The 13321-nt window shown below is 64.3% G+C and carries 17 protein-coding genes; 8 read left to right on the top strand and 9 right to left on the bottom strand.

Annotation, left to right across the window (positions count from 1 at the left end):
- Nucleotides 1-12: 12 nt before the first annotated feature.
- The 3 genes from P8R33_RS12170 to P8R33_RS12180 are packed head-to-tail and all read left to right on the top strand — an operon-like array spanning nt 13 to nt 2733.
- Entirely contained in the window at nt 13-729 is a 717-nt protein-coding gene (locus P8R33_RS12170) for an endonuclease III domain-containing protein (RefSeq protein WP_278329231.1), read from the top strand.
- Between the two features lie 46 nt (nt 730-775).
- Nucleotides 776-2080, top strand: coding sequence for an NRAMP family divalent metal transporter (locus P8R33_RS12175; protein ID WP_278329232.1), 1305 nt, complete (start codon nt 776-778; stop codon nt 2078-2080).
- Nucleotides 2077-2733, top strand: a complete 657-nt coding sequence (locus tag P8R33_RS12180) for an endonuclease III domain-containing protein (RefSeq protein WP_278329233.1) — start codon at nt 2077-2079, stop codon at nt 2731-2733. Before P8R33_RS12175 ends, P8R33_RS12180 begins: the two co-directional genes overlap by 4 nt.
- Here the strand turns inward: P8R33_RS12180 and P8R33_RS12185 are convergent.
- The 4 genes from P8R33_RS12185 to P8R33_RS12200 form a co-directional block, all read right to left on the bottom strand.
- A complete protein-coding gene (locus P8R33_RS12185; protein WP_278329234.1) occupies nt 2723-3274 on the bottom strand; it encodes a DUF924 family protein in 552 nt (183 codons plus the stop codon). The genes P8R33_RS12180 and P8R33_RS12185 overlap by 11 nt on opposite strands.
- 13 nt (nt 3275-3287) lie before the next feature.
- Nucleotides 3288-3707 carry a hypothetical protein gene (locus P8R33_RS12190; protein ID WP_278329235.1) on the bottom strand — a complete coding sequence of 140 codons (420 nt, stop codon included), beginning with the start codon at nt 3705-3707 and terminating at the stop codon, nt 3288-3290.
- Between the two features lie 77 nt (nt 3708-3784).
- The gene (tldD, locus tag P8R33_RS12195; RefSeq protein ID WP_278329236.1) at nt 3785-5206 is read right to left on the bottom strand and encodes a metalloprotease TldD; all 1422 of its coding nucleotides are present in this window, start codon (nt 5204-5206) and stop codon (nt 3785-3787) included.
- A gap of 52 nt (nt 5207-5258) precedes the next feature.
- Nucleotides 5259-5519 (bottom strand): zinc-finger domain-containing protein, encoded by a 261-nt coding sequence (locus tag P8R33_RS12200; RefSeq protein WP_278329237.1) that lies wholly within the window; start codon nt 5517-5519, stop codon nt 5259-5261.
- A gap of 195 nt (nt 5520-5714) precedes the next feature.
- Here P8R33_RS12200 and P8R33_RS12205 point away from each other — a divergent pair, with 195 nt between their 5' ends.
- A complete protein-coding gene (locus P8R33_RS12205) occupies nt 5715-6653 on the top strand; it encodes an ABC transporter ATP-binding protein (protein WP_278329238.1) in 939 nt (312 codons plus the stop codon).
- An 18-nt stretch (nt 6654-6671) separates the two neighbouring features.
- Here the strand turns inward: P8R33_RS12205 and P8R33_RS12210 are convergent, their stop codons facing one another.
- On the bottom strand, nt 6672-6860 hold the full coding sequence (locus tag P8R33_RS12210; RefSeq protein ID WP_278329240.1) for a hypothetical protein: 189 nt from the start codon (nt 6858-6860) through the stop codon (nt 6672-6674).
- Nucleotides 6861-7000: 140 nt separating this feature from the next.
- Here P8R33_RS12210 and nadB point away from each other — a divergent pair, with 140 nt between their 5' ends.
- Both nadB and P8R33_RS12220 read left to right on the top strand, forming a co-directional pair.
- Nucleotides 7001-8596, top strand: coding sequence for an L-aspartate oxidase (gene nadB / locus P8R33_RS12215; RefSeq protein ID WP_278329241.1), 1596 nt, complete (start codon nt 7001-7003; stop codon nt 8594-8596).
- 228 nt (nt 8597-8824) lie between these two features.
- On the top strand, nt 8825-9316 hold the full coding sequence (locus P8R33_RS12220) for an energy transducer TonB (protein ID WP_278329242.1): 492 nt from the start codon (nt 8825-8827) through the stop codon (nt 9314-9316).
- 77 nt (nt 9317-9393) lie between these two features.
- On the opposite strand, the gene P8R33_RS12225 is transcribed toward P8R33_RS12220, so the two are convergent.
- The 4 genes from P8R33_RS12225 to P8R33_RS12240 all read right to left on the bottom strand — a co-directional run bounded on the left by P8R33_RS12225 (nt 9394) and on the right by P8R33_RS12240 (nt 11006).
- Nucleotides 9394-9624, bottom strand: coding sequence for a hypothetical protein (locus P8R33_RS12225; protein WP_278329243.1), 231 nt, complete (start codon nt 9622-9624; stop codon nt 9394-9396).
- A 183-nt stretch (nt 9625-9807) separates the two neighbouring features.
- Entirely contained in the window at nt 9808-10074 is a 267-nt protein-coding gene (locus P8R33_RS12230) for a hypothetical protein (protein ID WP_278329244.1), read from the bottom strand.
- A gap of 28 nt (nt 10075-10102) precedes the next feature.
- On the bottom strand, nt 10103-10567 hold the full coding sequence (locus P8R33_RS12235; RefSeq protein WP_278329245.1) for a hypothetical protein: 465 nt from the start codon (nt 10565-10567) through the stop codon (nt 10103-10105).
- Nucleotides 10568-10676: 109 nt separating this feature from the next.
- On the bottom strand, nt 10677-11006 hold the full coding sequence (locus P8R33_RS12240; protein ID WP_278329246.1) for a PilZ domain-containing protein: 330 nt from the start codon (nt 11004-11006) through the stop codon (nt 10677-10679).
- 149 nt (nt 11007-11155) lie between these two features.
- On the opposite strand from P8R33_RS12240, the gene P8R33_RS12245 reads away from it, so the two are divergent.
- Together P8R33_RS12245 and P8R33_RS12250 are read left to right on the top strand one after the other, a co-directional pair.
- A complete protein-coding gene (locus P8R33_RS12245; protein ID WP_278329247.1) occupies nt 11156-12043 on the top strand; it encodes an alpha/beta fold hydrolase in 888 nt (295 codons plus the stop codon).
- Nucleotides 12044-12374: 331 nt separating this feature from the next.
- A complete protein-coding gene (locus P8R33_RS12250) occupies nt 12375-12848 on the top strand; it encodes an energy transducer TonB family protein (protein ID WP_278329248.1) in 474 nt (157 codons plus the stop codon).
- The last annotated feature ends 473 nt before the right edge of the window (nt 12849-13321 follow it).

A 13321-nucleotide genomic window follows, 5' to 3' on the forward strand; every position in this document is an offset into this window, starting at 1 on the left:
CAGCAGTCCCGGTTGAACGGCCAACTTCCCCTCGGCCCCGGTCCACGTAGCGAGACGCTGCGCCGCCTGCACGCGCTGCTGGTCCAGCGCTTCGGACGGATCGAGCGCGCGGCAGCGGAATGGCGCGAGCCGGAGTGGGTGCTGGTCCAGGGCGTGATCGGCGCGCGGACGAAGTCGGAGGTGTCGAACGAAGCCACCGATCGGATGCTGAAGCGGTGGGGTAGCTGGGAAGCCGTGGCTGCGACGCCGCTGGCCGATTTGCAGGCCGAACTCGCTACGCAAACCTATCCCAACATTGCCGCCGAGCGGCTCAAGGCCAGCCTGTCGGCGCTGATCGAACGGCGCGGCGCGGTGGACCTCGCTCACCTCGCCGACATGGAAACCGAGGCCGCGATGCGCTGGCTCGAACAGCTTCCCGGCATCGGCCGCAAGATCGCGGCGGGCGTGATGAATGCCAGCACGCTGGACCGGCGCGAGATCGTCCTCGACAGCCATCACACACGCATCCTGCAGCGCATGGGGCTGGTGCCACCCAAGGCGAGCACCGACCGCGCCTTCGCGGCGATCATGCCGGTCATGCCGGAGGAATGGTCCGCCGCCGATTACGACGAACATCATCTGCTGATGAAGAAGCTCGGCCAGACTTGGTGCCGCCCTTCATCACCAGATTGCGCGACGTGCCCTGCGCAGGCCCTGTGCGAGACGGGCCGGGCACAGATGAACGCGTGAGCGCGGCCATTGCGCCGGCCGCACCCGCGCGGCACAAACGGCAGCCATGACAAGGCTCGGATCGATCCTCCTGTGGTCCGCCATTGCTGCGGCCTTCATTGGGCCGGGGACGGTCACTGCTGCGGCAAGCGCGGGTGCCGGGCCGGGCATGGCGGTGCTGTGGGCGATCGTTTTTTCGGGCGTAGCGACATTCACCTTGCAGGAATTCGCGGGACGGCTGGCGATCGCGACCGGTGGCGACCTCGCAGCGGTGCTGCGACGCCGATATTCGCATGGCGCTGCCCGCCTCCTTGTCCTGGTGTTGGTGGCGGGTGCGGTGCTGCTCGGCTGTGCGGCCTATGAGGCGGGGAATATCCTCGGCGGGGTGGCAGGCGCGATGCTCGCCATCGATCTGCCACGCGGCGTGCTGACGCTGGCGCTGGCGATTGCGGCGGTCGCGCTGCTCCTTTTGGGCTCGCCGCAACGGATCGCGCAAGCGATGGCGATATTCGTAGCCCTGATGGGGGCGGGCTTCCTGCTGGTCGCCGCGAGCCTTGCGCCGACTGTGTCTTCTGTCGCTAGCGGGATCGTACCCGATGTCTCGCTCCTCGGAGAAGACGTTGCGCTCCTCACCATCCTCGCCCTCGTCGGGACGACGGTCGTGCCTTACAATCTCTTTCTCGGCTCGGCGCTGGCGCGGGGGCAGACGGTGGGGCAGATGCGGCTCGGTCTTGCCATCGCGGTCGGGCTGGGCGCGCTGATTACGGCGGCGATCCTCGTAGTCGGCACCGCGCTCGACGGCGAATTCTCTTTCGAAGCGCTCGCCGATACGCTGGCAGGACAGCTGGGTGAGTGGGCCCGCACCGGGCTCGCGCTGGGTCTGCTTGCCGCCGGATTGTCCTCCGCGGTCACCGCTCCGCTCGCCGCCGCGCTGACCGCACGCGGTTTGTTCGGGAATATCGACGATCCACGCTGGGCGGCGCAGGGCTGGCGCTTCCGCAGTGTGTGGGCAGCGGTGATCCTGATCGGCGCGGGCTTCGGGCTGGCCGATGTAAGGCCCGGGCCGGCCATCCTTGCAGCGCAGGCGTTCAACGGAGCGCTGCTGCCATTGGTCGCACTGTTCCTGCTGGCTGCTATGAACGATCCGGGACTGCAGCGCGGCGCGGCGAATGGCCCGCTCGCCAACGCAGTCGGTCTGTTCGTGGTGGGCATAGCCTGTATGCTCGGGCTGGTGGCGCTTGCCCGTGTGTTCGCTTCGCTGAGCGGGGCAGAATTGCCCGACCCGGCGATCCTGCTGCTGGTGACGGGGACAATCGGTCTGCTGCTCGGCTTCGGCGCCATTGCCCTTCGTCCAACACGCACAGCGACATGAGCACATTACTCGACATGTCCGATGTGGAGACGGTCTACGAGCGGCTGCGCGAGGCGATGCCCGGACGCACGCCGGGCGCGAAAGGCCCCAAGGGCCAGCCCGACGCCTTCCGTTCCTGCGTGTCCTGCATGCTGTCCGCGCAATCGCTCGATCGCAATACGGCGAAGGCGGCGCGGCAGCTGTTTGCGTTGGCGCGAACGCCGGAAGAGATGCTCGCGCTGGACGAGCGCGACATCGCCGATGCGATCCGGCCCTGCGGTCTTTACAACATGAAAGCGCGCAACATCCGGGCATTCTGCAGCGCCTTGCTGGTGAAGCATCACGGCAAGGTACCCGACACGCGCGAAGCGCTGATGGCCCTGCCCGGCATCGGTCGCAAATGTGCCGACATCGTGCTCAGTTTCACCTTCGGGAAAAACGTAATTGCGGTCGACACCCATGTGCACCGCGTGTGCAACCGGATCGGCCTGACCGATGCGAAGACGGCAGACAAGACCGCAGCCCAGCTGGAGCAGCGTTCACCCGAGTGGGCACTGCCTAACGGGCATTTCTGGCTGATCCAGTTCGGCAAGCGCGTGTGCACCGCCCGCGCGCCGAAATGTGAGACTTGCCCGGTCTCGGACCTGTGCCTCTATTACGCGGCTACCAGCTGAAGCCGTCAGCGATCGCTTCTTTCTCGGCCTCGCTGCTTTCGCGGCAGAGTATCTCGTTGCGGTGTGGGAAACGACCGAAGCGCGCGATCATCTCGCGATGCGATCGGGCGAACTCAAGCGAACCTGGGGCGTGACGGGCGAACAGTTCGACCGACAAGTCCTGATCGCGGAGTTGCTCACTGTGCATCAGCGGCATGAGTGCGAATTGGCGCTCGTCCTCGGTATAGTCTGCAAGCCAGCCGAGCTCTATCACGCCGTGGGTTATCGCCCGGGCCTGCGGATCATGCGCAAAGGCCTGTGCCGTATCGCGGTGGATGTTGCGCGGAATCTGGTCGAACAGCATGATCGCCGCGAGCGCTATTTGTGGATCGGCGAGAAACTCACCCGGTGCTCGCGTCGCCTGCCGCTCCAGCTCTTCGCCAAAACGGTCTTCGAGCATTGCGTCGATGGCATCGGTCGGCGCAAACCAGTCCACGCTGCCGAGCGTGTGGAACCACACATGTAATATGTTGCGCGCCCACGGCTGCGCCGGTGCAGTCATGGGTCGGGCTGCCTCAGCCCTCGGCGTCTTCCGGCAGGCGGTAGGGGATAAAATCGTCGAGGAAGATTACGCCCGACAGGAACCCGCCGAAACGTTCGACCGTGGTGATCTGGTCGGTCCGGCACAGGCTGGAGCCGTCGAACTTCCGGATGACCATGATGTCGTCCGAATCGATCGATTCCGGCGTGCGAGTGTAGTTCACCCAGATCGTGCGGCCTTCTTTGTAGACCAATGCCGTGTCGTCGATCTGCGTCAGATTGCGACTGCCGATGGTGCGGATGCAGCGCTCCGGCTCGCCGGCGACGCGGCCATCCAGCATCTTGGCGAGCTTGGCTTCACCCCTGGTCAGTTCGCGGTCGGCATAGTCTTGGGCGGTTGCGGGCGCGGCCAGCATGGTGAGGGCGGCGGTGGCTGCAAGGATTGGCTTCAACATGGCGAGTCTCCTTCAGAGGCGCGATATATACGGGCCAACGCCTGAACGGGCGATGAGTTCTGGCCAATGTGCGGACCCTATGCCGTTCCGCCCACGGTGAGGCCGTCGATCAGCAGCGTCGGTTGGCCCACGCCGGCGGGTACGCCCTGGCCGCCCTTGCCGCACATGCCGATGCCTTCATCCAACGTCATGTCGTCGCCGATGCCGGTCACGCGGGTCAGCACGCTGGGCCCGTCGCCGATCAGCGTCGCGCCCTTGATCGGGGCGACGATCTTTCCCTTCTCGACCTTGTAGGCCTCGGTACAGGCGAAAACGAACTTGCCGGAGACGATGTCGACCTGGCCGCCGCCGAAGCTGGTGGCGTAGATTCCGTCGTCGACCCGGCTCAGCAATTCTGCGGGATCGTCCTCGCCGCTCTGCATGAAGGTGTTGGTCATGCGCGGCATCGGGGCGTGCTGGTAACTTTCGCGGCGGCCGTTGCCGGTCGGCTCGACGCCCATCAGCCGCGCGTTGAGGCGGTCCTGCATGTAACCCTTGAGGATGCCGTCCTCGATCAGCACGGTCTCGCGCGTCGGCGTGCCTTCGTCGTCGATAGTGAGCGAGCCGCGCCGTTCCGCGATGCTGCCGTCGTCGATCACGGTGACGCCCGGCGCGGCGACACGCTCGCCGATCCGGCCGGAAAAGGCGCTGGTGCCCTTGCGGTTGAAGTCTCCCTCCAGCCCGTGGCCGACCGCTTCGTGCAGCAGGATGCCGGGCCAGCCGGGGCCGAGCAGAACGGTGGTTTCGCCCGCCGGCGCCTCGACGCTGTCGAGATTGACCAGCGCCTGCCGCACTGCGTCGTCCACCGCGCGCATCCACTGGCCTTCATCGAACAGCCGGTCGTAGAGATAGCGGCCGCCGAAGCCGAAATTGCCGGTCTCGCGCCGCCCGTTCTGCTCGGTGACGACCGATACGTTGAGGCGCACCAGCGGACGGATGTCGCGCGCGGTGAAGCCGTCGGCGCGGATGATGTCGATGGCGCTCCAGCTCGCCGACATGCCCACGCTGACCTGCGCCACGCGCGGGTCCTTGGCGCGGGCGACCGAGTCGATCTTTTCCAGCAGCGCGACCTTTTCCGCAAACGGCACGAGGTCGAGCGGGCTGGCATCGGTATAGAGATGGCGATTGGTGCGCTCGGGCGGGGCGGCATGGGGCGCTTTGGTGGCGTCGAGCAATTGCAGCGTCTCGCCTGCGCGCGAGATCGCCGCGGCGCTGATTTCGTTGGCATGGGCGAAGCCGGTCGTTTCGCCCGAAACACCGCGCAGGCCGAAGCCCGAATCGCGCGAATAATCCGCCGTCTTCAACCTGCCGTCGTCGAAAGCGAAGGTCTCCGACGCCATGAACTGCAGGTAGAGCTCGCCATCGTCGCAGGGCTGGAGCAGGCGCGCGGTCAGGGCCTGCGCATCCTGCGGATCGATCTGGTTGTAGAGCAGGGCGTGCGGATCGTTGGGGTCGGTCATCCACCCTATGTAGGCATTCGCGTGCGCTTGCGCGAGGGGCTTGGCGGTGGCGTCAGCGATGCCCCGGATCGGCACCCTCGGAAATGTCCATCAGCGTCGACTGGTCTACGCCGTCCGCCGGGCCGCCTTCGAGCACGAAGCGCCGGTCGCAATAGCCGCAATCGACATAGCCGTGCTCGTCGATCTCCAGCCACACCTTCGGATGGCCGAGCGCGATCGGCTTGTACCTCTCGCCGCTGCGAATGTCGGTTGCACCGTCGCACCACACGCGGCGCGTGGTGACCTTGGACACTTCGGGAGGAGGCAGGCTCATGGGTTTGGGCCGATAATGGGTTTTTATGTGCGCCTCAAGCGGAAGAGTCCTAGTTTTGCGAAGCGGCATCCGCCGCTTCATCCTCGCTAGACGTGCAGCAGGCTGCACCCGCTGCGGGCGGGCGGTCGCCCTTGCCTCGCCTCCGGCTCGGAACTTGCGCTTGATAGTGCTGGCGGGAACGGCCACTTGGCTTGCATGAGCACACCGCCCGCAATCCGCATCGACAATCTCGTCAAGGAATATGCCTCGCCGGGGCCGGGCGAGCCGCCGAAGCTGGCTCTGAAGGGTGTGAGCTTCGATGTGCCCCAAGGCGGCATCTTCGGACTGCTGGGGCCGAACGGGGCGGGCAAGTCGACGCTGATCAATATTCTTGCAGGCCTCGTCACAAAGACCGGAGGCAGCGCCGAGATTTGGGGTTTCGACATCGGCGAGAACCCGCGCAATGCGAAGCGCAGCATCGGGATCGTTCCGCAGGAAATCGTCTTCGATCCCTTCTTCACGCCCTTCGAAGTGCTGGAGAACCAAGGCGGCTTTTACGGCATTCCGAAAGCCGAGCGCCGCAGCGAGGAGCTGCTGAAAGCTGTACATCTGTGGGACAAGCGCGACGCCTATGCGCGCACGCTTTCGGGCGGGATGAAGCGCCGCCTGCTGATCGCCAAGGCCATGGTTCACTCGCCGCCGATTCTCGTGCTCGACGAGCCGACTGCAGGCGTGGATGTCGAACTGCGCCGCCAGCTGTGGGAGCTGGTCACCGAGCTGAATGCGCAAGGAGTCACGGTGGTGCTGACCACCCACTATCTCGAGGAAGCCGAGCAGCTCTGCGACCGCATCGCCATCATCAATCACGGCGAGCTGATCGCCGAGAAGCCGACCCGCGAACTGGTCGGGATGGCGCGCGAGAAAGTGGTCGCCGTCACGGTCGACAAGGACCTCGGCGGACCGATCATGGAAGAGGCTTTCGTGCGCGCCGAAGTCGTCCAGCCGCGCAAGCTCGAAATCACCTACGACCGCGACAAGGCGAGCGCGGGACAGGTGCTATCGATCGTGCAGTCGCACGGCTATGCGATCGAGGACGTGACGACGCGCGAAGCCGATCTGGAGGACGTCTTCGTCCAGCTGACCGGCTCCGGCTGATTCAATCCGAATGTCGGCTTAGTAGATCGCCTGGCGACCAAGGCCTGCGTCTTTGACGCGCATGGCGGCCCAGTGATGCGGCTCGACTTCTTCCATCGGCGTCTTGCAGCAGCGGCAGCGGCCGAACTGCTGGCCTCCGGCGCGCTTGATGCCTTCGCGATCGACAGAGTGCTTTCCGAACGCGCAAGCGATTTGACCCAGTTTCATATGTGCGTGACCCTCCAGTCCACTTTTTTGTCTTTCCCCTGTCGAGTCGCGCCTTAACCATAGCGCCTGCCCAGTTCAGCCCTCCTGCGCCGAGTCGTTCCTCGCTTGCCGCGTGGCGAAGCCTTGGGCATGACGCGCGCATGACAGAACCCCACGACGTCCTCATCATCGGATCGGGTGCCGCAGGCCTGACGGCTGCATTGGCGCTGGCGGAGCACAAGACAGTGCTGGTCCTCGCCAAGGGCACGCTCGAGAGCGGGTCGACTGCGTGGGCACAAGGGGGCATCGCAGCTGTGCTCGATGCGGGCGATACGTTCGAGGACCACATTCGCGATACCATGGTGGCGGGCGCGGGGCTCAACGATCTCGAAACGGTCGAATTCGTCATCGAACGGGCACCGGCTGCCATCGACCGATTATGCGAGCTGGGCGTGCCCTTCAACCGCGAGGCGATGGACGAGGGCGGCGATCTCCACCTCACCCGCGAGGGCGGCCATTCGCACCGCCGGATCGCCCATGTCGACGACGCCACCGGCTGGGCGGTGCAGGCGGCCTTACTGAAAGCGGCGGAGGAGAGCCCGAACATTACCCTGTTGCCGGGGCAGAGCTGCATCGACCTCATTACCGGGCGCAACCAGGTGGAGTATTCGGGATCCGGCCGCGTCTGGGGCGCCTATGCGCTAGACGAGGATAGCGGCGAAGTCGTCGCCCATGTCGCGCGGGCTACCGTGCTGGCGGCTGGCGGGGCGGGCCGCGTCTATCTGTTCAGCACGGCGCCGCGCGGGGCGACGGGCGACGGTATCGCGATGGCGTGGCGAGCGGGCGCGCGCGTTTCCAACATGGAGATGATGCAGTTCCACCCGACCTGCCTCTACAACCTCGAGGTCAAGAACTTCCTCATCACAGAGGCGGTGCGTGGCGAGGGCGGGCGGCTGGTCAACCCGGACACGGGCGAGCGCTACATGGAAAAATACGATGCCGAGCGCATGGAGCTTGCTCCCCGCGACATCGTCGCGCGCGCCAACGACGATCAGATCAAGCGCCACGGCCTCGACTACGTCCACCTCGACATCAGCCACCAGCCGCCCGAGTTCGTGAAGGAGCATTTCCCGACGATCCATGAGAAGCTGCTCGGCCTCGGCATCGACATGACCAAAGGGCCTATCCCGGTGGTCCCGGCCCAGCATTATACCTGCGGCGGGGTGAAGATCGGCCTCGACGCGAAGACCGACCTGCCGGGCCTGTGGGCGGCGGGCGAATGCACCGAGAGCGGGCTGCATGGCGCCAACCGCCTCGCGTCCAACAGCTTGCTCGAATGCTTCGTGTTCGGTGAGGCTGCGGCAAAGGATATCCTCGCATGCTGGGACAAGCTTGACGATCCGCCGGAAATCCTGCCGTGGGACGAAAGCCGCGTGACCGATTCCGACGAGGAAGTGGTCATCAAGCAGAACTGGACCGAAATCCGCCGCTTCATGTGGAATTACGTCGGCATCGTACGCACCACCAAGCGGCTGGAGCGCGCCGCCAATCGGATCGAGATGCTGCGTCAGGAGGTGGAGGATTATTACGGCAGCTTCCGCGTCACGACCGATCTGATCGAACTGCGCAACCTGCTCGAATGTGCCGCGCTGATCGTGAGAAGCGCGCTGCGGCGGCACGAGAGCCGAGGCCTGCATTTCATACTCGACTACCCCGAAACGTCGTCCGTCGCCCGCGATACGGTGCTGGTGCCCTGATGTATGCACCTCGTCGACTACGGGTGTAATTTAAAGACCGTAGTATACGCTTTAGCGATGCTCGATGGCATTCCTTTGCGCGAAGTGCTGTTTCTCTGACCGAGGCAGTCGCATGTGGCGGCTGCCCCGATCGACCATCAAAGCCCATGCACGAGCGTTACGGGACTGTGCTCGGCTTCTGGTCCCAAATGGCCGGTCATCCTGGTTCCCCCCAAGGAGGATGATCCGATGAAAACTTTTGTACACTTGACGTTCGCCGCAGCCGCTTCGGCTGCCATTCTCGCCACCCCGGTCACTGCCGGGCAGGACGACGGCATCGTCGTGACCTCGCCCGCTGCCATGACCGAATGGAAAGCGGACATGAACGCCCAGCTCGACCGCCAGCTGATCCGATCTGACGGATACCGCAATCAGGCCTTGCTGAGCGCCATCGTGCAGATCCGTTTCACGCTCGATGAAGCGGGCAAGCCGACAAACCTTCAGACCCTCCATCATTCAGGGTCGCGGCGAGCTGCCCGCGTGGCGAAGATGGCCGTGCACAATCTGCGTGGGTTTGACCGGGCTCCGGTAACCGGTGCATCGGACGCGACCTATCAGGCCAACCTCGTCTTCGCTCGTGATCCGAACGAAGGCGAGACGCTCAAGGCCGAATTGGCCGATCTCGAAAGAGCGCGCCTGGCCGCCGGTGACGGCGCGGATGTCATCATGCTCGGTGGCTGATCGCAGTCCGGCCCGAAACCAAAAGCCATGGCCGCGCCCCTGATGGGGTGCGGCCATGGCATGGGCGCGGACTTGGATTACAACGAACCGCGCGAGCCGAGCAGATCTTCGAAGGGATCGGGATACGGCATGATCGCCCCGTCCGTCGTCCAGTCGTCGTCGCTGTCGCCGAGCGGATCGGTGCCGCCCGAGACATCGTCGAGCGAAGCCGGGTCGAGCTGTTCGATGCGCGCCTTGGCCGCGTCCGCGGCATTGGCGATGACCGAAGCGAGTTGTGCCTGGCCGAGCCGGCCTGCCTTGCTTTTCATGATGGTTCTCCTTCCATTGCTGGTCCGGAGATGAATCGGGGCCGCACCGGCCGTCCGGACCTGCGGCGGGCCGCCCTTGACGCGCCAGAAGCTCTTCCTTGGCATCGCACGGTTGGGATTGCGTAGGAAAGGGTGGGGACCGCAGCCAAGGGAGGCGGCGATCCCCATAGACGCACGGGTTCGCTAGAGCTCCGAAGCGTCGCCGTTCAGGAAATCGAGCATCGGATCGGGATTGGTCGGTGCCATACCGTCGGTAACAACATCGCCGATGTCGCCCATGCCTGGAAAGATGGAGCCGCCGGTGGGACTGGAAATAGGTTCGACGCCACCTGCGACGGCATCTAGCGTCGTGGCATCCAGCTGGACGATGCGCGCCTTCGCGAGATCGCCGGCCTGGCCGAGGGCGGCTGTCAGATCGGCGCTGTCGAGGCGCCCTGCTTTCTTCGTCATCTTCGGTTTCCTTTCTACGACCCGGACTTCAAGCGTGGACCCGTTCCCTGCGGTCCGGGGGGCCGACAGGAGAGGGTGTTGCATGGACATGTGGCGAGACTGCGTCGCTCTTCTTGCGGCGGGTCACGATCTGGGGGCAGCGCAGGCAGCTCGCGGTGCCGTTCTCGGCAAACCAGCGGCAGGTTGCGCGCAGGGTGCAGGCGGGCGCGACATCGACGACCGGCTGCAGGCGCTTGATGATTTCGCGCCCCAACCCGCAGCCGCCTTCCTTCCATTGCCCGCAGCCCTTGTTGGCGCAGGGAGCGGCGAAGCGGAGTGCATGGCCGGGATCGACGCCGAGATGTTCGGCGTCGAAATCTTCCGGCAGATCGACGCCCTTCTCGACATAGGAGACGCGCGGCGCGCCTTCTTCCTCGAGCACGACGCCCAGCAGACGCGCTTCGGGATGCTGGTGCGGCGCGCTGGGGCAATCCAGCTGCTTCTCTTCGGCCATGGCGATTCTCCCCGATGTCAGTTCCAGGGAGCGAGGCTAGCGAGACTGGGGAGGGCGAAAATACGCCAGCGGGCCTAGTCGATCCGTCCTAGTGCGATTGGGGGAAGCGCTATTGCGAGGTCGAGGGGCTGGGCACGTTCCAGTCCGAACGCAGCGGCCAGTCGTCGAGCGCGAAGCTGCGGACTGTAGACAGCGGAATGGGCCGGAAGAAGAAAACCCCCATGCTTTGGCCCAATTGCCATGCCACTTCGCCGGAGACGACAAGGTCGGCCGTCAGTTGGATGGTCACCGGCGCGCCGACGTTGCCGGGCAAGGCGTCGCCCTCGATCATGCAGCCGGACTGCGAGAGATTGCGCATTGTGCAGACGGTGTCGGTGCCCGCGATGGTTGCACGGATGGCCTCGCGCGTCTGGCTGCGGTCTTTTTTCCTGCGGTCCATTGTTCGTTAGGTCCTGGATCGAGGCTCACGGTTGCGGAGTGACGCACCTGACTGGATAAGGCTTGTATACGTACGACATTCGCAATGGACTTGGCCGGATGTTTCGGCTGAAAAGGGCTGGAAAGCTTTTGAATTCAGAGGAACGAGGTATGCCAAAGGCACAGGCGAACGGGATCGAAATCCATTACGAGGAGCATGGAGATCCGGCAGCCGATCCGATGCTGCTAATCATGGGTTTCGGCGCGCAGCTGACCCTGTGGCCCGACGAGCTGGTCGAAGCGCTGGCCGGGCACGGCTTCCGCGTAATCCGCTACGACAATCGCGACATCGGGCTGAGCGAGAAGTTCGACGGGGTGAAGGCGCCGGGCATCCTCAAGATGACGCTGCTGACCAAGCTCGGCTTCACACCCAAGGTGCCCTATACGCTGGCCGACATGGCGGACGACGGGGTCGGCCTGCTCGATGCGCTGGAGATCGACCGCGCGCATATAGTGGGCGCCAGCATGGGCGGGATGATCGCGCAGCATGTCGCCGCGCGCTATTCGCAGCGCTGCAAGTCGCTGACGTCGATCTTTTCGACTACCGGCAATCCCAAGCTGCCCGCCGCGAAGCCCGAAGCTTTGAAGGCGCTGGTAACGCGTCCCAGGAGCATGGAGGAAGAGGCGCTGGTCGATCACGGCGTGATGCTCGCCCGCACCATCGGCTCACCCGGATACCCGTCCGACGAGGAGCGTCTGCGGAACCGTGCGCGGGCAAGCGTGCAGCGCAGCATCTATCCCGAAGGGCCGACCCGCCATCTTTCGGCGATCGTCGCAGATGGCGACCGCCGCGAGATGCTCAAGGATGTCTGCGTCCCCACCCTCGTCATGCATGGCGAGGACGATCCGCTGGTGCCGGTCGAGGGCGGGCGCGATACCGCCGCAGCGATCCCCGGCGCGAAGCTCAAGACCATTCCGGGATGGGGTCACGACTTGCCGCTGGAGCTGGTCGACGAGGTGGCGGAGGCCATTGCGTCCCACGCCCGTGCCACCGCTTAGCGAGTCGCTCGAAAGACGCCTCTTGAGCCGGTTACTTTGGATGCCGATGCGGGTTCAAAATTGTTAACCACAGCGCGAATGATGCTTTAGCTCGTTATAAAGTTACAACTTTGTATAGATGCGACATGCTAAAGTGACCGGATTTTGACATTAGTAGCGATTCATGTATTCACGAAGACGTCGCGAGCGTCCGCAGAAGCCTCGACGCTGATCGACCAAAGACCGCTATCGCTATATAACAAGGTTTGTCGCACTTCGTGTGATACTCTCTTCGGCCGATCATCCTCTATGCGTAAAGGATGATCCCATGAATAGGCTTTCCATATTCGCCATGTCCGTTGCCGTCACGGCATCGCTGCTCGCCACGCCGTTGGCGTCGCAGGAGATCGTCGTGTCTCCTACCTCGCCCAGCGAGTTCGTGGATAATGTGCAGAAGGATCTGGACCGGCACCTCCGACAGATACGCGTTTCACCTCAATCGGCTCCAAGCGGTGCTGCGAGTGTGCGCTTCACCGCCGGTGTCGACGGACGCCCGGAAAACGTGACGATCTATCGCAAATCCGGCTCCTCCCAGGTGGACCGAGCGAGCCGACGCGCAGTCTCGCGACTTACCAGCCTTTCACCCTTGCCGCGGGGCAGTGCGAACGGCCAGCTAATTCAGGCGAACATCATTTTCGCCAATAACGAGAAGCAAGCCGAGCGGCTCTCACGCCAATTGGCACGCGAAGAAAGTCGTCGGCTCGCGTCGTCTCCGGCTGAGCGCAGCGTCCTCGCGCTGACGGTCGGCGGTCCCCCCGTCTCCTGACGACGATGCGATTACCGTCTCGGCACGGGGCGGTGTTCGTCTGCGGGAACGGTGTCCCGTGCCGGGGTCGCCATTTTGAACCGAACGATTGCGGGCTCTGCTTCGGCGGGGCCCGACTTCCGGACAGTTGCGAGGCCGCAAGATTAAAAAATTGCGCGCTCGGATTCGAATGAATCGCAAGGGCGATGCATCCTTTTTGCCCGCAAAATTTTTTTCGCAGATTCATTTTCCGGCTTGCAGGCCGCGCCAGTCCAGCTTTCCCCACGCGTCGCGGCGTTGCAGCAAGGTAGGACACCCGGCTTCGAGCTGCGTCCGCGCCATTAAATCTTCATTCACCCTCTTGCGTGCGAGTCCAGCCTGATTCAGTATCTAGTAGTCGGGCTACCGGGGGTACCCACAAGACCTAGCATCGAGGGCGTCCATCCCCATATGGGATGTGCGCCGCGTCCGCGCCGGTCTGTGGGTAAAAAAGG

The organism is Qipengyuania flavescens (assembly GCF_029688735.1).
Taxonomy (GTDB): domain Bacteria; phylum Pseudomonadota; class Alphaproteobacteria; order Sphingomonadales; family Sphingomonadaceae; genus Qipengyuania.

Coding starts and splice junctions, on each gene's coding strand:
- P8R33_RS12175 (WP_278329232.1), top strand. CDS start 776: ATGACAAGGCTCGGATCGATCCTCCTGTGGTCCGCCATTGCTGCGGCC.
- P8R33_RS12180 (WP_278329233.1), top strand. CDS start 2,077: ATGAGCACATTACTCGACATGTCCGATGTGGAGACGGTCTACGAGCGG.
- P8R33_RS12185 (WP_278329234.1), bottom strand. CDS start 3,274: ATGACTGCACCGGCGCAGCCGTGGGCGCGCAACATATTACATGTGTGG.
- P8R33_RS12190 (WP_278329235.1), bottom strand. CDS start 3,707: ATGTTGAAGCCAATCCTTGCAGCCACCGCCGCCCTCACCATGCTGGCC.
- tldD (WP_278329236.1), bottom strand. CDS start 5,206: ATGACCGACCCCAACGATCCGCACGCCCTGCTCTACAACCAGATCGAT.
- P8R33_RS12200 (WP_278329237.1), bottom strand. CDS start 5,519: ATGAGCCTGCCTCCTCCCGAAGTGTCCAAGGTCACCACGCGCCGCGTG.
- P8R33_RS12205 (WP_278329238.1), top strand. CDS start 5,715: ATGAGCACACCGCCCGCAATCCGCATCGACAATCTCGTCAAGGAATAT.
- P8R33_RS12210 (WP_278329240.1), bottom strand. CDS start 6,860: ATGAAACTGGGTCAAATCGCTTGCGCGTTCGGAAAGCACTCTGTCGAT.
- nadB (WP_278329241.1), top strand. CDS start 7,001: ATGACAGAACCCCACGACGTCCTCATCATCGGATCGGGTGCCGCAGGC.
- P8R33_RS12220 (WP_278329242.1), top strand. CDS start 8,825: ATGAAAACTTTTGTACACTTGACGTTCGCCGCAGCCGCTTCGGCTGCC.
- P8R33_RS12225 (WP_278329243.1), bottom strand. CDS start 9,624: ATGAAAAGCAAGGCAGGCCGGCTCGGCCAGGCACAACTCGCTTCGGTC.
- P8R33_RS12230 (WP_278329244.1), bottom strand. CDS start 10,074: ATGACGAAGAAAGCAGGGCGCCTCGACAGCGCCGATCTGACAGCCGCC.
- P8R33_RS12235 (WP_278329245.1), bottom strand. CDS start 10,567: ATGGCCGAAGAGAAGCAGCTGGATTGCCCCAGCGCGCCGCACCAGCAT.
- P8R33_RS12240 (WP_278329246.1), bottom strand. CDS start 11,006: ATGGACCGCAGGAAAAAAGACCGCAGCCAGACGCGCGAGGCCATCCGT.
- P8R33_RS12245 (WP_278329247.1), top strand. CDS start 11,156: ATGCCAAAGGCACAGGCGAACGGGATCGAAATCCATTACGAGGAGCAT.
- P8R33_RS12250 (WP_278329248.1), top strand. CDS start 12,375: ATGTCCGTTGCCGTCACGGCATCGCTGCTCGCCACGCCGTTGGCGTCG.